Origin of the sequence: Pseudomonas sp. BNK-45 (assembly GCF_047456255.1) — a bacterium.
Taxonomy (GTDB): domain Bacteria; phylum Pseudomonadota; class Gammaproteobacteria; order Pseudomonadales; family Pseudomonadaceae; genus Aquipseudomonas.
Map to the genome: position 1 here is coordinate 5,380,691 of NZ_CP179909.1, position 18,555 is coordinate 5,399,245.

22 protein-coding genes are annotated in these 18,555 nt (G+C 59.6%); 7 read left to right on the forward strand and 15 right to left on the reverse strand.

The window, feature by feature from the left end; genetic code table 11:
• Positions 1 to 56 precede the first annotated feature (56 nt).
• A complete protein-coding gene (gene infC, locus ACMGG8_RS24215; RefSeq protein ID WP_169893379.1) occupies positions 57 to 608 on the reverse strand; it encodes a translation initiation factor IF-3 in 552 nt (183 codons plus the stop codon).
• Positions 608 to 2,530 carry a threonine--tRNA ligase gene (gene thrS / locus ACMGG8_RS24220; RefSeq protein WP_060838437.1) on the reverse strand — a complete coding sequence of 641 codons (1,923 nt, stop codon included), beginning with the start codon at positions 2,528 to 2,530 and terminating at the stop codon, positions 608 to 610. Before thrS ends, infC begins: the two co-directional genes overlap by 1 nt.
• Before the next feature lie 386 nt (positions 2,531 to 2,916).
• Here thrS and ACMGG8_RS24225 point away from each other — a divergent pair, with 386 nt between their 5' ends.
• Positions 2,917 to 3,216: a hypothetical protein gene (locus ACMGG8_RS24225; protein WP_060838436.1), complete on the forward strand. Its 300-nt coding sequence runs from the start codon at positions 2,917 to 2,919 to the stop codon at positions 3,214 to 3,216.
• 292 nt (positions 3,217 to 3,508) lie between these two features.
• Positions 3,509 to 3,721, forward strand: coding sequence for a cold-shock protein (locus tag ACMGG8_RS24230; protein ID WP_003179963.1), 213 nt, complete (start codon positions 3,509 to 3,511; stop codon positions 3,719 to 3,721).
• Between the two features lie 66 nt (positions 3,722 to 3,787).
• Here ACMGG8_RS24230 and ACMGG8_RS24235 read toward each other — a convergent pair whose 3' ends face one another.
• Together ACMGG8_RS24235 and ACMGG8_RS24240 are read right to left on the reverse strand one after the other, a co-directional pair.
• On the reverse strand, positions 3,788 to 4,099 hold the full coding sequence (locus ACMGG8_RS24235) for an I78 family peptidase inhibitor (protein WP_060838435.1): 312 nt from the start codon (positions 4,097 to 4,099) through the stop codon (positions 3,788 to 3,790).
• Positions 4,100 to 4,261: 162 nt separating this feature from the next.
• Entirely contained in the window at positions 4,262 to 4,567 is a 306-nt protein-coding gene (locus ACMGG8_RS24240) for a hypothetical protein (protein ID WP_060838434.1), read from the reverse strand.
• Positions 4,568 to 4,731: 164 nt separating this feature from the next.
• Between ACMGG8_RS24240 and ACMGG8_RS24245 the strand changes: the two genes are divergently transcribed.
• Positions 4,732 to 4,944: a hypothetical protein gene (locus tag ACMGG8_RS24245; RefSeq protein WP_060838433.1), complete on the forward strand. Its 213-nt coding sequence runs from the start codon at positions 4,732 to 4,734 to the stop codon at positions 4,942 to 4,944.
• A 31-nt stretch (positions 4,945 to 4,975) separates the two neighbouring features.
• Here ACMGG8_RS24245 and ACMGG8_RS24250 read toward each other — a convergent pair whose 3' ends face one another.
• The 8 genes from ACMGG8_RS24250 to ACMGG8_RS24285 all read right to left on the reverse strand — a co-directional run bounded on the left by ACMGG8_RS24250 (position 4,976) and on the right by ACMGG8_RS24285 (position 12,670).
• Entirely contained in the window at positions 4,976 to 6,004 is a 1,029-nt protein-coding gene (locus ACMGG8_RS24250; RefSeq protein WP_414158594.1) for a nucleoside hydrolase, read from the reverse strand.
• Between the two features lie 31 nt (positions 6,005 to 6,035).
• Positions 6,036 to 6,440 carry a D-ribose pyranase gene (gene rbsD / locus ACMGG8_RS24255; RefSeq protein ID WP_060838431.1) on the reverse strand — a complete coding sequence of 135 codons (405 nt, stop codon included), beginning with the start codon at positions 6,438 to 6,440 and terminating at the stop codon, positions 6,036 to 6,038.
• Positions 6,437 to 7,354: a ribokinase gene (gene rbsK / locus ACMGG8_RS24260; protein ID WP_414158595.1), complete on the reverse strand. Its 918-nt coding sequence runs from the start codon at positions 7,352 to 7,354 to the stop codon at positions 6,437 to 6,439. Before rbsK ends, rbsD begins: the two co-directional genes overlap by 4 nt.
• A gap of 24 nt (positions 7,355 to 7,378) precedes the next feature.
• The gene (locus tag ACMGG8_RS24265; RefSeq protein WP_060838429.1) at positions 7,379 to 8,401 is read right to left on the reverse strand and encodes a LacI family DNA-binding transcriptional regulator; all 1,023 of its coding nucleotides are present in this window, start codon (positions 8,399 to 8,401) and stop codon (positions 7,379 to 7,381) included.
• Positions 8,402 to 8,404: 3 nt separating this feature from the next.
• Positions 8,405 to 9,382, reverse strand: coding sequence for an ABC transporter permease (locus ACMGG8_RS24270; RefSeq protein WP_060838428.1), 978 nt, complete (start codon positions 9,380 to 9,382; stop codon positions 8,405 to 8,407).
• On the reverse strand, positions 9,379 to 10,932 hold the full coding sequence (locus ACMGG8_RS24275; RefSeq protein ID WP_414158596.1) for a sugar ABC transporter ATP-binding protein: 1,554 nt from the start codon (positions 10,930 to 10,932) through the stop codon (positions 9,379 to 9,381). The genes ACMGG8_RS24270 and ACMGG8_RS24275 overlap by 4 nt, the downstream gene beginning before the upstream one ends.
• A 57-nt stretch (positions 10,933 to 10,989) precedes the next feature.
• Positions 10,990 to 11,946 carry a sugar ABC transporter substrate-binding protein gene (locus ACMGG8_RS24280; protein WP_235758628.1) on the reverse strand — a complete coding sequence of 319 codons (957 nt, stop codon included), beginning with the start codon at positions 11,944 to 11,946 and terminating at the stop codon, positions 10,990 to 10,992.
• A gap of 271 nt (positions 11,947 to 12,217) precedes the next feature.
• The gene (locus tag ACMGG8_RS24285) at positions 12,218 to 12,670 is read right to left on the reverse strand and encodes a hypothetical protein (RefSeq protein WP_060838425.1); all 453 of its coding nucleotides are present in this window, start codon (positions 12,668 to 12,670) and stop codon (positions 12,218 to 12,220) included.
• Between the two features lie 338 nt (positions 12,671 to 13,008).
• On the opposite strand from ACMGG8_RS24285, the gene ACMGG8_RS24290 reads away from it, so the two are divergent.
• The 3 genes from ACMGG8_RS24290 (at position 13,009) to ACMGG8_RS24300 (ending at position 15,253) form a co-directional block, all read left to right on the forward strand.
• Positions 13,009 to 14,097 carry an asparaginase gene (locus ACMGG8_RS24290; protein ID WP_047303134.1) on the forward strand — a complete coding sequence of 363 codons (1,089 nt, stop codon included), beginning with the start codon at positions 13,009 to 13,011 and terminating at the stop codon, positions 14,095 to 14,097.
• Between the two features lie 192 nt (positions 14,098 to 14,289).
• Positions 14,290 to 14,559 (forward strand): DUF1654 domain-containing protein, encoded by a 270-nt coding sequence (locus ACMGG8_RS24295; protein WP_060838424.1) that lies wholly within the window; start codon positions 14,290 to 14,292, stop codon positions 14,557 to 14,559.
• A 4-nt stretch (positions 14,560 to 14,563) separates the two neighbouring features.
• On the forward strand, positions 14,564 to 15,253 hold the full coding sequence (locus ACMGG8_RS24300) for an endonuclease (protein WP_016963688.1): 690 nt from the start codon (positions 14,564 to 14,566) through the stop codon (positions 15,251 to 15,253).
• Positions 15,254 to 15,304: 51 nt separating this feature from the next.
• Here ACMGG8_RS24300 and ACMGG8_RS24305 read toward each other — a convergent pair whose 3' ends face one another.
• Entirely contained in the window at positions 15,305 to 15,655 is a 351-nt protein-coding gene (locus ACMGG8_RS24305; RefSeq protein ID WP_060838423.1) for a hypothetical protein, read from the reverse strand.
• Between the two features lie 264 nt (positions 15,656 to 15,919).
• Between ACMGG8_RS24305 and csrA the strand changes: the two genes are divergently transcribed.
• Complete coding sequence (csrA, locus tag ACMGG8_RS24310) at positions 15,920 to 16,114, forward strand: carbon storage regulator CsrA (RefSeq protein ID WP_060838422.1); 195 nt, start codon at positions 15,920 to 15,922, stop codon at positions 16,112 to 16,114.
• 239 nt (positions 16,115 to 16,353) lie between these two features.
• On the opposite strand, the gene ACMGG8_RS24315 is transcribed toward csrA, so the two are convergent.
• Both ACMGG8_RS24315 and ACMGG8_RS24320 read right to left on the reverse strand, forming a co-directional pair.
• The gene (locus ACMGG8_RS24315) at positions 16,354 to 16,794 is read right to left on the reverse strand and encodes a bleomycin resistance protein (protein WP_060838421.1); all 441 of its coding nucleotides are present in this window, start codon (positions 16,792 to 16,794) and stop codon (positions 16,354 to 16,356) included.
• A gap of 272 nt (positions 16,795 to 17,066) precedes the next feature.
• Entirely contained in the window at positions 17,067 to 18,533 is a 1,467-nt protein-coding gene (locus tag ACMGG8_RS24320) for a carbohydrate-binding protein (protein ID WP_129406663.1), read from the reverse strand.
• Positions 18,534 to 18,555: the final 22 nt, after the last annotated feature.

Here is an 18,555-nt window from a genome sequence, read left to right on the forward strand (position 1 = left end):
GGATACTCCGCATTCAGTTGATAAACATAATCAGAAGGCCTGCCGTGCCCTGTTGATTACTTCTTCTTTTTCGGGGCGATGACCATGATCAGCTGGCGTCCTTCCATCTTAGGATGCTGTTCGACCGAACCGTACTCTTGCAGGTCAGCTTCAACCCGCTTGAGGAGTTCCATCCCCAGCTCCTGGTGGGCCATCTCACGGCCGCGGAATCGCAAGGATACCTTGGCCCTGTCCCCGTCACTCAGGAAACGTACCAGGTTGCGCAGTTTTACCTGGTAATCCCCTTCCTCCGTCCCTGGACGAAACTTGATTTCTTTAACCTGAATCTGCTTCTGGTTCTTCTTCGCAGCGGCAATCTGCTTCTTCTTCTCGAAGATCGACTTGCCGTAATCCATCACCCGGCAAACAGGTGGGACTGCGTCGGCGGAAATTTCCACCAGATCCAGCTTGGCTTCTTCAGCTATACGAAGCGCTTCATCAATCGAGACGATGCCAATCTGCTCGCCGTCAGCGCCAATTAACCGAACCTCGCGTGCCGAGATATTCTCGTTGATCGGGGCTTTCGGTGCAGCTCGTTTATCTTGTCTCATATCACGCTTAATAATAATTACTCCGAATCTTGGCGACCACGCCGGGAAACCGCTTGTGCGAGGAACGCCGAGAATTGGTCCACAGGCATCGAGCCCAGGTCTTCACCTTCACGGGTACGCACAGCGACAGTCTGCATCTCGACCTCCCGATCTCCGATAACCAAGAGATAGGGAACCTTGAGCAAAGTATGCTCGCGGATTTTAAAGCCGATCTTTTCATTTCTCAAGTCGGACTTGGCACGAAATCCGCTTTGATTGAGTGTTTTTTCCACTTCGAGGGCAAAATCTGCCTGTTTATCAGTGATATTCATCACCACGGCCTGAGTCGGAGCCAGCCACGCGGGGAACGCACCCTCGTAATGCTCGATCAGAATCCCGACAAAACGCTCGAAGGAACCGAGGATAGCCCGGTGCAACATCACCGGATGCTTGCGGCTATTGTCTTCGGAAACGTATTCAGCGCCCAAACGAATAGGCAGGTTGAAGTCAAGCTGCAAGGTACCGCACTGCCAGACGCGCCCCAAGCAGTCCTTCAACGAAAATTCGATCTTCGGACCGTAGAACGCACCCTCACCCGGCTGCAGATCGTACGGCAAGCCTGCGCTATCCAAAGCGGCAGCCAAGGCATTTTCCGCGCGATCCCACAAGTCATCGGAACCCACGCGTTTTTCAGGACGAGTGGAGAGCTTCATTTCGATGTCTTTAAAGCCGAAGTCGGCATAGACATCCATTGTCAGCTTGATGAAAGCAGCAGACTCGGCCTGCATCTGATCTTCGGTACAGAAGATGTGCGCATCGTCCTGAGTGAAGCCCCGCACGCGCATGATGCCGTGCAACGCACCTGACGGCTCGTTACGGTGGCAGGCTCCGAATTCGGCCAGGCGCATCGGCAGCTCGCGGTAGCTCTTCAACCCTTGATTGAACACCTGCACATGGCAGGGGCAGTTCATTGGCTTGATCGCGTAGTCGCGGCTTTCCGACTCGGTGGTGAACATGTTCTCGGAATAGTTGGCCCAGTGTCCGGACTTTTCCCAAAGGCTACGATCGACCACTTGGGGCGTCTTGATTTCCAGGTAGCCGTTTTCACGCTGCACCTTGCGCATGTACTGCTCAAGCACCTGGTACAGAGTCCAGCCATTGGGATGCCAGAACACCATGCCCGGCGCTTCTTCCTGGGTATGGAACAGGCCCAGGCGCTTACCGATCTTGCGATGGTCGCGCTTCTCGGCCTCTTCGATACGCTGGATGTAGGCGGCGAGCTGTTTCTTGTCCGCCCAGGCGGTACCGTAGACCCGCTGCAACTGCTCGTTCTTGGCATCACCACGCCAGTAGGCGCCCGAAAGCTTGGTCAGCTTGAAAGATTTCAGGAAGCGCGTGTTCGGCACGTGCGGGCCGCGGCACATGTCGACATATTCTTCGTGATAGTACAGGCCCATTGCCTGCTCATTCGGCATGTCCTCCACCAGGCGCAACTTGTAGTCTTCGCCGCGGGATTTGAACACTTCGATGACTTCGGCTCGCGGCGTAACCTTCTTGATCACGTCGTAGTCTTTCTCGATCAACTGCTGCATGCGCTGCTCGATGGCAGCCATGTCCTCAGGAGTGAAAGGCCGTTCGTAAGCGATGTCGTAATAGAAGCCTTCATCGATGACCGGACCGATGACCATCTTGGCAGTCGGGTACAACTGCTTGACCGCATGCCCCACCAAGTGAGCGCAAGAGTGGCGAATGATCTCCAGCCCCTCTTCGTCCTTTGGCGTGATGATTTGCAGGGTTGCATCGCTGTCGATCACATCACAGGCGTCGACAAGCTTGCCGTTGACCTTGCCGGCCAAGGTGGCCTTGGCCAAACCGGCACCGATGGATGCGGCGACCTCAGCTACGGAAACCGGGTGATCGAATGAACGTTGACTGCCGTCGGGAAGAGTAATAGTGGGCATGGCGCCTCCTCTCCTAGTGGTGACCCCTACCAAAGGTCACGTGGGTTGGGATGAGCCAGTACGCGATTCAGTCCAGCCGTTCTGTAACAAACGCCTGCCTCACAGTGGCAAGAGCCTTGCGGCCAACCGGGAAACCGAACCAGAGTGACTGGGGTTCACATCAAAAATTAATGAGGCATAGACTGCGAGGGAAGTGAGATACCCAAAGCTTGAAAACACCCAAGCCGGGCATGCTAGCACAGATAAATCCCAGCATCGCGCGGCATGTTTCACGCCAGCCACTTTCCAGCCTTTTGTTGGCAGGAAAGTGAACTTGCGATGTACGCCGAGCCTCAAATACATCGAGAATCGTCGTCCTAGCCATCGACCTCAGGAGAACCCGCCCCATGCGCCTCAACCAACTGCTCGCCCTCGCCGCTCCGCTTGCCCTGCTTCTGCCGTTGAGCGCCCAGGCTGCCTGGCCTGCCGGAGCTCGCGCCGACTACATGAAGGACTGCACCGCCGCAGCCAGCCAAAACATCGATGCCAAAAGCGCCGAGAAGCACTGCGCCTGCGGTGCAGACAAGCTGAATGAAAAATTCACCACCGAAGAAATCAAGGAGCTGATGAGCAAAACCAAGCAACCCAGCGCAGAACTCAGAACCCGAGCGCTGGACGCCATCGCCGCTTGCCGAGTGGTCAAATAACTCGCACGCGCCGGAAATAGGCCGTGTCCCGACTATTCAACGAGCTTGAAACGCGGCTTTTTTCACAATTTACACAGCTTTTACGGGTTTTTTTATCACCATTTGTTTTCCGCAAAAGCCGCTTAAACCGCGGCCTGCAGCCAACTTGGAGAGCAAAATACAGCGGCACACCAGGCAAAGAACTCCTACAGGGGGCTCCCAAGTCGAACATTTCGACTATGATAGCTCGGTGTGCCCAGTTGGCCTGAGCAGCACAGTACTACTGAAAATATATGTTTCTTGGAGATACACCATGTCTAATCGCCAAACCGGCACCGTAAAATGGTTCAACGATGAAAAAGGCTTCGGCTTCATCACTCCTCAAGGTGGCGGTGACGACCTGTTCGTACACTTCAAAGCTATTGAAAGCGACGGTTTCAAAAGCCTGAAAGAAGGCCAAACCGTTTCCTTCGTGGCTGAGAAAGGCCAAAAGGGTATGCAAGCTGCACAAGTTCGTCCTGAGTAATTTCTCAGCGAGCTAAAAAAACCCCGTACATGTGACGGGGTTTTTTGTGGGCGGGTAAAAAGCTACTCAGCCACAATTGACCCGATTCACCACCAGGCTAGCGTCCGTGTTGAGGTTCAAGCGGTCGGAGCGGTATTCCAGCGTGATCATGTCGTTAGGCTTGAGGAAGCGCGCATATTGCGCCCCAGAACGACTGCGAGCCTGCTCCAGCAGCTCTGGAGAAGCCTTCTTACCGATGGCGAATTCGGCAGCCGATGCTTCACAACGCGTGTGCCCGGACTCAGAGGCCACAGGTTCCTTTGTCGACCCGGCGGTGCTGCATCCACTGAGGACAACGGCGGCCAACAAGGTTCCGAATGAAGCGAGCTTCCAAGGCATGAAGCCTCCTTTTCAAAATTAAGCAGAGTTCGTGCGACAGTCGATTTCACGTTTGGTTTCAAAAACCAATGGCCTTTTGCCCTGCCCCACGGCTGGCGGACAAGTCTGCCTCAGCCATCGCCCCACTTTCACAGGACAATCGTCACTGAATATGAACGGCACTCAATAGATGTCGATATAGTCAAACGCCGGCTTCGGCCAGTTCTGCTTGAGCGCATTGAAGATCTGCATCACCCAGACCTCATCGCTGGCCGCCACGTTGCCGACGTAACCGGATCCCGCCGCCCAGGTTTCCAGGCGAAACAATAGGCCCTCGATCTCGGCACCACCCACTACCCCCGAAGAGATGTAAGCAATTCCGCCCTTGGTGACACGCAACTGGGTATGCACGCTGTCACTGGCCGAAGCCAGAAGCTGACGCACCGCCTCCAGGGTCAGGGCATCAGGCTGGTTCAAATCGATTTGCACGGTGGCTTCCTTGAGCGCAGGAAAAGCGCCAGTGTCGCACAGCACCTGCCTGATGCCTAAGTCGCAGTGCCAAACACCCGGCAACATGCTTAACTCTGCGCCGTAGCAAACACCAGCCCAGGTCCGGACCTGAGGCCCGCCTTATCCGAATTCGTGAGACCTTCATGGCAACCGTGAGTATTGACGCCGACATCAAAGCCAAATGGCCCCAGGGCCAGTGCTCCTATAGCCCGGGAAGCCCGGAAGAGTTGGCAATCATTGGCATAGATCTGCTGGTCAAGGAGCTGGGAACCCAGTCCGCCCGTGCATTCATCGCGCAGGTATTCGAGAAGTACCCTGCCGACCACCTGGGCGCCCAGGCCCCGGAACGGGAATAGAGCCCCGCAGGTCACGCCTGCGGGGCGCGACTTACTTGAGACGGGCCAGACGCTCGGTGAGCAGATCGAAGAAGCCCTGAGCATCGCCATTCTCAACCCAGAACACGTTCTTTTCCTGCTTCAGGCCGTCGTACCAGTCGACGATGGTCTGGCCGAAGGTCGGCCCTTCGCGACTGTCGATGACCATGTTGGCCTGGCGCCCGGTGAACAACTCGGGTTTCAGGAGGTAGGCGATCACCGTAGCGTCATGCACCGGGCCACCTGGAATCCCGTAGTGCTCCATATCCCCCTTGACGTACTCGTTGAGGATATCCCCCACCACTTTGCTGGCATTGTTGTTCAGGGCCGCGATTTTCTGCAGCCGCGCGTCACTGGTCAGCACCTTGTGAGTCACATCCAGGGGCAGGTAGGTCAACTTGACGCCACTCTTGAGCACCACTTCAGCGGCCTGCGGGTCGGCGAACAGGTTGAACTCGGCCACCGGCGTGATGTTGCCGCCGTTGAAATGCGCACCGCCCATGACCACCACTTCCTTGATGCCCTGGGTGATGTCCGGAGCCTGGATCAGCGCCAGCGCCAGGTTGGTCTGCGGACCGAGCATGGCGATGGTGATGCTGTGAGGCTTGGCCGCGCGCAGGGTGTCGATCAGGTAGTTGACCGCATTGCCCTTGGCCAGCGGCGCCTTGGGCTCGTGCACGGTCACCCCGGAGATGCCCTCCTTGCCGTGGATATTCTCGGCGTAGATCGGCGTGCGCAGCAGCGGCTTGGGCGCTCCTGCATAGACCGGCACTTCATCACGCCCCGCCCACTCACGAGCCAGCCGGGCATTGCGCGAGGTCTTGTCCAGGCGCAAGTTGCCCGCCACCGTGGTCAAGGCACGGATGTGCAGCTCTTCGGGCGAAGCCAGGGCGAACAGCAGGGCCACCACATCGTCGGCCCCCGGATCGGTATCGATGATCAGATCGATTTTTTCCGCCGCCTGAGCGCCGGTAGCAGTGAGCAGGGACAAAAGCAGCAGACTCCGGAACCAGTGATTGAATAGCTGAGCATAGCGGTGCATGGCGCACTCCTTGTGCTGGGTATGAAAAGGCCTAGAAGGTCACCCCGGCAACCAGGGCGATGTTGCAATAGGGCTGGCACTCTCCCGTGCGGACCACCGCCCGGGCCTGTCGACAGAGCACCTTGAAATCCTCATGACTGAGCAGTTTGCGCGCCCCCAGCTGGCCACCGAGGTTCAGCTCATCGAGCCCCGACAGAGGCTGCGGCCGCTTGAGCAGAATCTCCTCGGCCAGCACATGACTCTCCACCTGCATCTCACTGAGCAGCACCTTCAGCGTGCCGAGAAAATCGGGAACGCCATGGGTCAGGGCCAGGTCGATCAACTCGACGCCCGGAGGGACCGGTAAACCGGCATCACCGATCACCACGATGTCGCCGTGCCCCAGGGAGGCGATCAAGCGTGACAGGGCAATGTTGAGCAAAGGGGTCTTTTTCATGAGGGAACAAACGCCTGAACGTCGGACAGCGTGGGAATGGAAGGTTGTGCGCCAGCCCGGGTCACCGACAACGCCGCGGCGGCCTGACCAAAGCGGATCGCTTCGACCTCGCTCTTGCCGGCAGCCAGGGCCGCGGCAAAACCACCGACAAAGGTATCCCCCGCGGCCGTGGTGTCGACGGCCTTGACCTTGGGTGCCGGGAAATACTCACAGCTGCGGCCATCGGCAAACAGCGCGCCCTGCGCGCCCAAGGTAATGATGACCTTGCCGGCGCCGGCGGCGATCAAGCGCCCGGCCGCTGCCTCGGCGCTCTCCAGGGAGTCCACGGTCACCCCGCTGAGTGCCGAGGCTTCGCTTTCATTGGGAATCAGGTAATCGATCGAGCCATACCACTGGCCCGGAAGCGGCGCGCTGGCCGGCGCCGGATTGAGAATCACTGTCTTGCCCAGCTCGCGCCCGCGCTTGAGCGTGTAGCCCACCGTCGCCATGGGTACTTCCAACTGACAGATGATCACATCGGCCTCCTGCAGCACCCGATCGAATCCTGCGACCTTCTCGGGACTGAGCAGACCATTGCCGCCAGCGACAATGACAATGGCGTTCTGACTGCTGTCATCGACCACGATCAGGGCCACGCCGCTGGAGCCCTCGACCACGCTGACGGCCTGGCAATCGATCTGCTCGGCGAGCAAGGCGCCACGCAGTTGCTCGCCATAGGCGTCATCGCCGACACAGCCGACCATCGAGACCTGCGCCCCGAGCCGGGCCGCGGCCACCGCCTGATTGGCCCCCTTGCCACCGGACACCGTGGCGAAGGACTTGCCAATCAGCGTCTCGCCCCCACGGGGCAGGCGCTCGGCCCGGGTAACCAGGTCCATATTGAGGCTTCCCACTACCACTACTTTTGCTGGCATACATCGATACTCAATCATTTGGGTTCAGCGGTATTCGGCAAAGGCGCCGCCAAGCGGCGCCGTCGATTCCCGCAAGACAATATTCGGCGTCACGATGCGCTGGTCGACCGGCAACTCCCGCGAAGCGATCCGGCGCAGCAGCAACTCTGCCGCGGTCTCGCCCAACTGCAGGATCGACTGGCCGACCGTGGTCAGCGCCGGGTAGACATAGCGACTCATGAGAATGTCGTCGAAGCCAATCACCGAGAGCTGGCCGGGCACGCGGATATTGCGCTCTGCAGCCGCCCGCAACACGCCGATACCCATCATGTCGTTGCCGGCGAAGATCGCGCTGGGCCGGTTCGGGCTATCGAGCAGTTGCGCCGCCGCGAGATAACCACCAGTGCTGCTGAAATCACTCTCCAGAAGGCGCGAGGCAGGGACTGCAACCCCCGCCTCGCCCAACGCCTGATGAAAACCCGCCAGACGCAACTGCGCCACGCTGGTCTGGGCCGGCCCGCCAATGCAGGCTATGTCACGATGCCCCAGGTCCAACAGGTGCCGGGTCGCCAGGTAGGCACCGTATTGGTGATCGATGCGCACCAGGTCGGCATCCACGCCCTCCAGCCCGCGGTCGACAATCACCATCGGCGTGCGCACCCCGGCCAGGCCCTGGGCCAGGCCGCTGTCGCCTCCGGCGGAGGTCACGATCAAGCCGTCGATGCGTTTTTCCAGCAACACCCGCAGGTAGTTGCGCTGCTTCTCCGGGTTGTCGTCGGAGTTGCAGAGAATCACGCAATAACCGTTGCGCTCGCAGTAGTCCTCGATCCCCCGCGCCAGCTCGGCGAAGTACGGGTTGAGGCTGTTGGGCACCAACAGGCCGATGGTCGCCGTGGTCTTGGCCTTGAGGGAGCGGGCCACCGCACTGGGCACGTAGTCCAGGCGCTTGATCGCCGCCTCGACCTTGACCCGTACCTCTTCACTGACCGGGCGCGTCTTGTTCAGTACATGGGACACCGTGGTGTAGGAAATCCCCGCCAGCGCCGCCACATCCTTGATTGTTGCCATGAATCAAACCCGCCGATTGGCGCGCTGGCTGCGATAGGTGTCCAGCACCACGGCAATCACGATGACTGCACCGGTGATGATGCGCTTGGTCGGTTCGGATGCGCCGATTTGCGCCAGGCCTGCAGCCAGCACGGAAATAATCAAGACGCCGAAGAAGGTGCTGATCACCGAACCGCGTCCGCCCATCAGGCTGGTGCCGCCGATCACCACCGCGGCGATGACCTGCAACTCCAGACCGGAGCCCGCATTCGGATCCGCCGCTTCCAGGCGAGAAATTTGAAACAGTGCGGCGATGCCCGCCAACAATCCCATCAGGCTGAACACCAGGATCTTGTAGGGCTTGGGGTTGATCCCCGCCAGGCGCACCGCCTCTTCGTTGGTACCGATACCGATCAGGTAGCGGCCGAACACCGTGCGCGTCAGCACCGCCTGGGCCAGAAAGATAATCAGCAGGGCAATGATAAACGACGGCGAAATGCCGAAGGCAATCGGATTCGACAGCCAGGCAAAGGCGTCGCCGATATAGGCCGTGCGCGAGCCGGTCATCTGGTAGGCCACGCCCCGGGCCATTTCCAGCACGCCCAGGGAAACGATGAACGACGGAATGCGCCAGGCCACGGTGATCGATCCGGTGACGGTTCCCGCCAGCGCCGCACACGCCATGCCCAGCAACGCCGCAGGCACCACGCTCCATCCCCAGCCGAGGATCGCCACACTGACCGTCGAGGCGGCCAGGGCCAGCACCGAGCCGACGGACAAATCGATGCCGCCGATGATCAGAACAAAGGTCATGCCCACCGCCAGCACCATCAGGTCGGGAATCTGGTTGGCCAGGGTGCTGAAAGTGTCATAGGAGAGGAAGTGGCTGCTGAGCAGGGAGAACAGGACGATCATCCCCAACAAGGCCCCCGCCAGCCCCAGGTAAGTGCCGAGGCCGTAGTAATGGCCGCCTCGCTTGCCGCTTGCAGGTGCAGTTTTCATGGTGCATTCCTAGGCGCCGCTTCATTGAGCAGCGCATCTCGTTTCTGATAGCCGGCAAATGCGGCGGCAAGCAATTCGTCCTGGGTCCAGCTGTCACGCTCGAAGGTGTCGATCAGACGTCCCGCAGACAGCACGCCGATCCGGTCGCAGATCAGCATCAACTCGCGCAAGTCGCTGGACACCACCACCAGAGCCTTGCCCTGGCGGGTCAACTCGCCCAACAAACCGTAGATATCGAACTTGGCTCCGACATCGATGCCGCGCGTGGGCTCGTCGAACAGCAGCACCGAACAGTCACGCTCCAGCCAACGACCGATCACCACTTTCTGCTGGTTGCCACCGGACAGTTCACTGACGGGTTGCGCCGGGCTGGAACTGCGGATACGCATCGCGTCGATCTGCCGCTGGGCCAGCTGTTCCTCGTCCTGGCCACTGACCAGGCCGCGGCGGGAAATGGCCGGCATGTTGCCCAGGGCGATGTTGGCGCTGATCGACTGGGTCAGCAGCAGGCCTTCACCCTTGCGATCCTCGGTAATCAGGGCGATACCGTTGGCCACGGCATCCACCGGCGAGCGAATGCTCACGGGCCGCGCCGGGGTCCCCAGGGCGATGCTACCGCTGTCGGCCAGGTCGGCGCCGAAGATCAGGCGCAGCAGCTCGGTACGCCCTGCCCCGATCAGCCCGGAAATGCCGAAGATCTCGCCACTGCGCACCTCAAACGACACATCGCGGACCTTGTCCGAACGGCAGAGGTTGCTCACGGTCAGCGCCGGAGCGCCGATCTTGCGCTCGCCCAGATCGATATGCTCGCCCAGCTCGCGCCCCACCATCAGGTTCACCAGCTGTTCGCTGTTGTAGTTGGCCATGGGTTCGACACAGACCAGGCAACCATCGCGCAATACGGCAATGCGCTGGGCGACCCGGGCCAGCTCTTCCAGGCGATGGGAGATATAGATGATCGATACGCCCCGGGCCTGCAGACGAGCGATCTGCTCAAAAAGCATCTCCACCTCGCGAGCCGTGAGCATGGCCGTGGGCTCATCGAGAATCAGCACATGGCAGTCGCCGATCAGGTTGCGCGCAATCTCCACCATTTGCTGGTGACCGATGCCCAACTCACCCACCAGGGTGTCGGGATCGATGGCGTCCAGGCCGACCTGGGCCATGGCCTCGATCGCCGCCTTGCGCAGTTGCTTGCGGCTGATCCAGCCGCCGTTACTGGGCAGGTTGTCGAGAAACAGGTTTTCGGCCACCGACAGGGTTGGCAGCAAGTTGAGCTCCTGCATGACCATGCGGATACCCAGGTTCTCGGCCTGGGTGCGGCTCGCGGGGCGATAGTCCTGCCCGTTGAACTGCATGTGCCCGGTGGTCGGACTGACCAGGCCACCGATAATCTTCGACAGGGTGCTCTTGCCGGCACCGTTTTCCCCGGTCAGGGCCAGCACCTCCCCGCGCAGCAGCGTCAGGTCGATGCCGGTCAATACCGGTTGTGCATAGGTCTTGCCGATACCGCTGACCGAAAGGACAGCGTTCGCAGCGGAAACTGACATAAGAAACTCTCCATGCGCTCACCCTTGCGGGTGAGCGCCGTTGTGCCGTCGCAACGACTACTTGGTGACCAGCTCAACCGGAGTTTCGATCACGCCATTGGCACCGCTGTCGACCTTCTCGCCCTTGAGGATCTTCAGCGCCGTCTCGATACCGAACACCGCCTGCTTGGCGGCGAACTGATCGGCAGTGGCCAGGACCCGGCCATCCTTGAGCATCGGCTTGATGGCGTTGATATTGTCGTAGCCCACCACCTGGACCTTGCCCGCCTTGCCGGCGGCCCGCACAGCGGACACGGCCCCTACCGCCATGCTGTCGTTGCCGGCCAGCAATGCCTTGAGATTCGGATACTCGCTGAGCATGGCCGAGGCGACGCGGTTGCCGGCGTCTATCTCCCAATCGCCCGATTGCAGCGACACCACCTTGATCTGCGCGGCCTCCATTGCGTCCTTGAAACCGGCGGTGCGCTGTTGCGCGTTGGTGGTGGTGGAGACGCCTTCGATGATGCCCACTTCATCCCCGGCCTTGAGTTGCTTGGCCAGGTACTCGCCCACCAGGCGTGCGCCCTTGCGGTTGTCGGGCCCGACGAAAGGCACGCTGAGGTTCTTGCTCTTGAGCACCCCGGGATCGAGCTGGTTATCGATGTTGATCACCGTGATCCCGGCGTCCACCGCCTTCTTGATCACCGGCACCATCGCCTTGGAGTCGGCCGGCGCGATCACCAGGGCGTTGACCTTGGAAACAATCATCTGCTCGACGATACGGATCTGGTTGGCGGTATCGGTTTCGTCCTTGATGCCGTTGGACACCAAGTCGAAATCGCCGGAGTGCTCTTTCTGATAAGCCTTGGCTCCGTCTTCCATGGTCAGGAAGAACTCGTTGGCCAGGGATTTCATGACCAGGGCGACCTTGGGTTTCTGAGGGGTGTCGGCCAGAGCCGAAGAGAGAGGAAGGGCGGCGGATGCAGCGACCAGAACGGCGACAGCGAGTAGACGTCCAGCAAAGGGCAGCTTCATGGGTTCACTCCGATCTTATGATTATTGTGAGCAGCGTTCGCCCGGCGGGGCCACCAGGTTTCCAGCGGCGCTGGCCGGCGCCATGCGTGGAAAGATAGACCATCATCGCTTCCCGAGCACCGCGCAAACGTTTGCGTAAAACGAACTATGCGAACCTCGCCAGAGTTTGTCAACGCTGTTCAAAGTGCGATCAGAGAGAGTGGGCAGCCATCCGCAGCCGGCCGCTTGGAGAAAGACCTGCCCGGGAAATGCGCCCGGACAGGCTGATGGTTCAGGCGGTGGTATTCACCAGGCCACCGGAGGAGGACGACTCCTTGGCCAACTCCCGCACCAGGTTGCCCGAGACCTCTGCCAGGGCACCGTTGGTTTCGGCGATCTGCCCTTGAATGGCCATGACTGTCGTCTGCTTGGCCTCGGGGGTTGGGTAGTTGGCGGCCTGGGCGGCAGCCAGTTGCTGTTGCTGCTCCCGAAGTTGCTGCTGCAGTTCCTGCATGCGCTTGAGCAGCATCTTGACCACGATGCTGTGGTTGTCTTCGCTTGAGCCTTCGCTTTCAGACTGTTCGGCCTGCTTGCTGGAACCGACCCGCAAAGCGCCCGACTCGTCGGTGCCCAGCGCACTAGACGCCTGCTCGGCGGTGGCGTCGCTCAATGCATCGATGGTTGCGGGGGTCTTACCATTGATCAGAATGGCTCCTGCCCCTGGAAATCCGACTGACAGTGACATGGGAACTCCTGGTGAAAAATCCTAGAAGGATCATCGACCGCCGCAGAACATTCTTTAATGAAAGTGCAAGAAGCCGCGCCAGGACCGGCGACGAGCACTTTCGGATTGCCGAACACGGCGCTGCACAAATGTTCGGAAACCCGGACGCCGTCTGACTCAATGCGACCATAAACAGAAATAAAATTGATATAAATCAGTAACTTAAAATACTTATCCGACCAAGGTAGTGCTGGTACAGATCCTGCTCAACCCTCGCTGCCTCGGCGCAAACAGATCTGCCGCCGTGGTGTTTCTAGATGAACCTGCATCAGCACCGTCTCACTACTAGAGAGAAAATAATGAAATCTGCCTTCAAATCCTTCGCCCCGGGCGCTTTGGCCCTCCTCCTGCTTCTGCCTGCCGCCCTGCAGGCCAAAGAAGCTGAAACCCAGCAGAAACTCGCCAACGTCGTGGTCCTCGCCACCGGCGGCACTATCGCCGGTGCCGGCGCCAGCGCAGCCAACAGCGCCACCTATCAGGCGGCCAAGGTCGGCATCGAACAACTGATCGCCGGCATCCCGGAATTGAACCAGCTGGCCAACGTGCGTGGCGAGCAGGTCATGCAGATCGCCTCGGAAAGCATCACCAACGAAAACCTGCTGCAACTGGGTCGCCGCGTTGCCGAACTGGCCGACAGCAAGGACGTTGATGGCATCGTCATCACCCACGGCACCGACACCCTGGAAGAAACCGCCTACTTCCTCAACCTGGTGGAAAAGACCGACAAGCCAATCGTAGTGGTCGGCTCCATGCGCCCAGGCACCGCGATGTCGGCCGACGGCATGCTCAACCTGTACAACGCCGTCGCCGTCGCCGGTAGCAAGAATGCTCGTGGCAAAGGCGTACTGGTGACCATGAACGACGAAATCCAGTCCGGTCGCGATGTCAGCAAGATGATCAACATCAAGACTGAAGCCTTCAAGAGCCCATGGGGCCCGCTGGGCATGGTGGTGGAAGGCAAATCCTACTGGTTCCGCCTGCCGGCCAAGCGCCACACCATGGATTCGGAATTCGACATCAAGAACATCAAGAGCCTGCCTGACGTAGAAATCGCCTACGGCTACGGCAACGTCAGCGACACCGCCTACAAGGCCCTGGCCCAGGGCGGCGCCAAAGCCATCATCCACGCCGGCACCGGCAATGGCTCGGTGTCTTCCCGTGTGGTCCCTGCCCTGCAGGAACTGCGCAAGAACGGCGTACAGATCATTCGTTCTTCCCACGTCAATGCCGGTGGTTTCGTGCTGCGCAACGCCGAACAGCCTGACGACAAGTACGACTGGGTCGTGGCTCATGACCTGAACCCGCAGAAAGCCCGCATCCTGGCCATGGTCGCCCTGACCAAGACTCAGGACAGCAAGGAACTGCAACGCATGTTCTGGGAATACTGACAGAACCCCGCTCGACCGGCCCCGGTCGAGCGGTTTTGCAACCACTCGCCCGCCCGGGCGGGTGGTCCCGATACCGCCTCCTTCCTCCCAGTAAAAATATCTGCTCGCCTCGTGAGACAAATGCGTAAAGCGTTGTCAGAGGAACTTCTTGAATTTTAAGCAGTTGCGAAATGTCTTACAGTTAAATACTGTATGCACGTACAGCTTAATAAGGAATGTTCCGTGGCCAACACTCAAACACCCCTCAGCTCCTACGAACGCCTGGGTGTACGCATCCAGAAAATCATCAACTCCCCCACCGCACAGAAAGCCAAGGCCGCGCTGATCTTCCGCCTCGCCGACGAACCTCAGGACGAGTGGGAGCGCCTGCTGGAAGAAATCGCCGAAAACGACAACGTCACCCTCGCCTATCGCGACGATGGCGGCGTGCAGATTTTCTGGGTTGTGCCGAAGGAAGACTGAGTCAATGAGTGTTCGTTGTTTTGCCCTGCTGTTGCTGTTTCTCGCCTGTACCGCCCAAGCCGATGCGCCCCGTACCTTCAGCGAAGCTAAGAAAGTCGCCTGGAAGCTCTATGCCCCCCAATCCACCGAGTTCTATTGCGGCTGCAAGTACACCGGCAATCGGGTGAACCTGGCGGCCTGCGGCTATGTACCGCGCAAGAACGCCAAGCGCGCCGAACGCATCGAATGGGAACACATAGTGCCGGCCTGGCAGATCGGCCATCAGCGTCAGTGCTGGCAGCAAGGCGGACGCAAGAATTGCACGCGCACCGATGCGGTCTATCAGCGCGCCGAAGCCGACCTGCACAACCTGGTACCGAGCATTGGCGAAGTGAATGGCGACCGCAGCAACTTCAGCTTCGGCTGGCTGCCGGAGCAATCGGGCCAGTACGGTTCGTGCCTGACCCAGGTCGACTTCAAGGCCAAGAAGGTCATGCCCCGGCCTTCGATTCGCGGCATGATCGCCCGCACCTACTTCTACATGAGCAAGCAGTACGGCCTGCGCCTGTCGAAGCAGGACCGACAGCTCTTCGAAGCCTGGAACAAGACCTACCCGGTGCAAGACTGGGAACGCCAGCGCAATCAGAGCGTGGCCTGCGTCATGGGGCGCGGCAATGAATTCGTCGGCGCGGTCAACCTCAAGGCCTGTGGCTGAAAGCAGATCGCCCGCTGAACGCGGGCGATCCTGGATCCTGTGCAAACAGGTTTATTGCGCGGCTTGATGCTCGATGACAGTGACGTCGATATCGCGCTTCTTGGCCTTGACCAGCTTTTCAATCACTTCATTCTTCTTGGCCTCGGCTTCGGCCTGGGAAGCAAACGGGCCGACCACCACCAGGCGCTTGCCCTCAACGGTCACCACGTTGGAAATGATCCCGTGCTCGATCAGCCAGCCGGTCAGATCGCTTACCGCCTGAGGCAACTCGCTGCCCACCAGCACATCCCACTGCGGTGCACTGGAGGCCTGAACCGGTTGAACCTGCGCTGCCGCGGTCTTGTTCGCTTCGACCCGTTTGCCTTCGCCGCATCCGGCCAAGGCCAACACCGCCATCATCATCGCTACTGTGCGCACAACCCACCCCTAGAAAGTCTGAGGCGGCGATTTTAGCACTCCAGCCACGAGAGACCTCGTCACAAAATCAGGCCGAAACAGGAAGAATGATATTTATTGCCTCTGTATAGTTGCGCCTTGGGAATTAATAGATCGTCTGCGCGTCAGAAAGAGGCACCCACTCAGTGGAACTTCGCACTAATCTATACCTAAGACCGACCTCTGCACTGTTTGAATCTGGTGCCCTACAAAGCTATCAAGGAGAAGATCATGCTGATACTCACCCGCAAAGTCGGTGAAAGCATAAACATCGGTGACGACATTACGATCACCATTCTCGGCGTCAGCGGCCAACAGGTCCGCATCGGAATCAACGCGCCAAAAAATGTCGCGGTACACCGTGAAGAAATCTATCAACGCATTCAGGCCGGACTCACTGCCCCGGACAAGCGCGAAACCCCTTGAACACAATCAGCACCCGCTCCTCGCCTGCACCCCAAGGCTGATGTGGCGCGTGCCTTGTTCAACCCGAGCTTCTCCCACAGAACCTTCGCCTGTCCTCAATGGATAGCGGCTACAGCAGATTCCCGCGCACCGGATGTTCGTCACCCACTGACTAACGCCCCTTTCTGGCATCCCATCCTACCGCTGCCTCCCGGCACGCGGCGCCGCAGCAATGCAGGCGTCGCCCCCGGGCACAGCGGTCAGGCGCCTGCTGACGGCTCCACCGGCTTGAACCCCAAGTCCTCGGTAAACCGCAGCAGGTAGCCATCAGGATCCTGCACCAGCAGGTTCAATTCACCATGCAGCAACTCATCATGGCGATACCAGCATTCCTGGATGTCCCTGCGCAAGGCGATACCGGCCTGCTTCAGCGACGCCGCCAGCTGGCGAATATCCGGGCACTCGATGGACAGGTTCATGCCGCGACCAAAGGGTGCCTGCAAGGGACCTACCCGCCACTCCGACTCCTCCCGATCATCCTGTTCCAGCATCAATTGCCCGCCGTTGAATGAAAGAAAGGCAAAGAAATGTTCGGGACGCTGATACTCCACCTTGAAACCCAGGGTATCGCGGTAAAAAGACAGACTGCGCTCCAGATGACTGACCAACATTTCCGGAACCAGGTTATTCATTTGAAACATCGCGGGCTTTCCTTGCTCATGCAATCGAGCCGCGAGCCTACTACCAAGCCAAGCCCAAAAGCAGCATCGCTTACCAATGATTACAACTGAGCCAAGCTCACGCGGGGCAACAGACCGGCGGCGATGACCCGCACCAGCGTCTGCGCAGGCGTGATACCAACCAACGAGGCAACCCGAGCAGCCCCGGAAAAACCCAAAAAGCGGCCCGCATTCGGATCGACAACATCCGCGCGGACCGCCCCATCATGCCCTCAGGCACTGACCTCTAGATCTCAAGCATGACGCTCCAGCAGCACCTTGCTCCACAGCGTGAATGCCACGGAAGGCGTCCACCCCGGGTTGGAGGTGTGCTCCTGAAGGCAGAGATAGCGATTGCCCTCATAAGTCACGCCCTCCTCCCTCCTATAGCGCTGGCTGGTACGCCACTCGGGAAAGCTCGGGTCGACCACGCCTCCCGCGGTCCTGACACTCAGGCTGCGACTGGGCAAGGATTCCCGGCCCTGAGTGTCTGTTGCCGTGACGAAGTAGCTGTACTGAGTATCCGCATTCAGCCCCTTGTCCTCATAGGCCGCAGTCGCGGTCTTGCCCACCGCATTGCCATCGCGGTACAGGGTATAGAACTCCACCGGTCGCCGGCCGCCGGAAGCCCCCCAACTCAAGCTGACACTGCTGCGAGTGGTCCCCTGCACCAGCAGATTGCCCGGTGCCCCGGGCCTCTCCGGCTCGCCGCCATCGCCATGGATCAACGGCGCATAACGGTTGCGGAACTCCCAGTCGTAATGCACGCCCTGCCGATTGATTCCGGCATCCCAGTTCACCGACCAGGTCATCAAGCCCTTGATGGCGTGCCCACTCTCCTGCAAACGCTTGAACGCATTGTTCAACGCCGCAGGCTCGATGACATAACCGGTGGCTGCCGCATCGACGTTGCTCGGCAAACCGATCACCAGCTTGTCCGCGGCAATCCGGGTGTAGCCACGGGTACCCGAGGCCAGGCTGTCGGTCAGGTAGAACAGAAAGTCCTCCTTCATTGCGTCGTTGTTCTGGGCGATCCACGCCCCCTGCCCGCCATTGGCCTCCTGCACCCAGAGCCCATCGCCCCCCTGGTTGTAATACTGCGGCGCGACAAAGTCGTAGTAGCCCTCCAGGGCCTGCAGGTACGCCACGTATTTGCCATTGCTGGTCAGGTACGGAAACTCGGGCGCCATGCTGATGATGAAGTGCTTGCCCTGGCCGGCGTAATGATCCTTCACCAGCTTCAGCGCGGCCGGCAACACGCTCTTGTTGTCAGCGAAGTCGATAGCGCTCTGCTCCAGATCGATATCCAGGCCATCGAAACCGTAAGTCTCGACCAGGCGGATGATCTCGCTGGCCAGGGGTTGCTCGTTGCCCTTGTGCAATTCGATATGCGCATCGGCACCGCCCAGGGAGATCAGCACCGCCCGCCCCTGGCTGTTGAGCACGCCCACCTGACGCCGGAACTCTTCATCCGTCAGGTTGTAAGGCTTGAACGTAGGAATGCCGTGCCCCTTCATGAAGGCTACCGCCACCACGTTATATTCCTTGGGCACATCCAACAGATTGAGATTGGCAAACTGTCCCTGCTGGTAACCGTCAGCGGGACCGGCGGCCCAGTTGTGCCAGAAGCCCATGAGGATCTTCTTGCCGGCAATGCTCGGCATCAGGGATGCGGCATCCGCGGGCTGACTCTTGATCGATGTGAAGTCGATTTTATTCATGTTCTAATCCTTGAGAACGGAT

Coding starts and splice junctions, on each gene's coding strand:
- thrS (WP_060838437.1), bottom strand. CDS start 2,530: ATGCCCACTATTACTCTTCCCGACGGCAGTCAACGTTCATTCGATCAC.
- ACMGG8_RS24225 (WP_060838436.1), top strand. CDS start 2,917: ATGCGCCTCAACCAACTGCTCGCCCTCGCCGCTCCGCTTGCCCTGCTT.
- ACMGG8_RS24230 (WP_003179963.1), top strand. CDS start 3,509: ATGTCTAATCGCCAAACCGGCACCGTAAAATGGTTCAACGATGAAAAA.
- ACMGG8_RS24235 (WP_060838435.1), bottom strand. CDS start 4,099: ATGCCTTGGAAGCTCGCTTCATTCGGAACCTTGTTGGCCGCCGTTGTC.
- ACMGG8_RS24245 (WP_060838433.1), top strand. CDS start 4,732: ATGGCAACCGTGAGTATTGACGCCGACATCAAAGCCAAATGGCCCCAG.
- ACMGG8_RS24250 (WP_414158594.1), bottom strand. CDS start 6,004: ATGCACCGCTATGCTCAGCTATTCAATCACTGGTTCCGGAGTCTGCTG.
- rbsD (WP_060838431.1), bottom strand. CDS start 6,440: ATGAAAAAGACCCCTTTGCTCAACATTGCCCTGTCACGCTTGATCGCC.
- rbsK (WP_414158595.1), bottom strand. CDS start 7,354: ATGCCAGCAAAAGTAGTGGTAGTGGGAAGCCTCAATATGGACCTGGTT.
- ACMGG8_RS24265 (WP_060838429.1), bottom strand. CDS start 8,401: ATGGCAACAATCAAGGATGTGGCGGCGCTGGCGGGGATTTCCTACACC.
- ACMGG8_RS24270 (WP_060838428.1), bottom strand. CDS start 9,382: ATGAAAACTGCACCTGCAAGCGGCAAGCGAGGCGGCCATTACTACGGC.
- ACMGG8_RS24275 (WP_414158596.1), bottom strand. CDS start 10,932: ATGTCAGTTTCCGCTGCGAACGCTGTCCTTTCGGTCAGCGGTATCGGC.
- ACMGG8_RS24280 (WP_235758628.1), bottom strand. CDS start 11,946: ATGAAGCTGCCCTTTGCTGGACGTCTACTCGCTGTCGCCGTTCTGGTC.
- ACMGG8_RS24285 (WP_060838425.1), bottom strand. CDS start 12,670: ATGTCACTGTCAGTCGGATTTCCAGGGGCAGGAGCCATTCTGATCAAT.
- ACMGG8_RS24290 (WP_047303134.1), top strand. CDS start 13,009: ATGAAATCTGCCTTCAAATCCTTCGCCCCGGGCGCTTTGGCCCTCCTC.
- ACMGG8_RS24295 (WP_060838424.1), top strand. CDS start 14,290: ATGCACGTACAGCTTAATAAGGAATGTTCCGTGGCCAACACTCAAACA.
- ACMGG8_RS24300 (WP_016963688.1), top strand. CDS start 14,564: ATGAGTGTTCGTTGTTTTGCCCTGCTGTTGCTGTTTCTCGCCTGTACC.
- ACMGG8_RS24305 (WP_060838423.1), bottom strand. CDS start 15,655: ATGATGATGGCGGTGTTGGCCTTGGCCGGATGCGGCGAAGGCAAACGG.
- csrA (WP_060838422.1), top strand. CDS start 15,920: ATGCTGATACTCACCCGCAAAGTCGGTGAAAGCATAAACATCGGTGAC.
- ACMGG8_RS24315 (WP_060838421.1), bottom strand. CDS start 16,794: ATGTTTCAAATGAATAACCTGGTTCCGGAAATGTTGGTCAGTCATCTG.
- ACMGG8_RS24320 (WP_129406663.1), bottom strand. CDS start 18,533: ATGAATAAAATCGACTTCACATCGATCAAGAGTCAGCCCGCGGATGCC.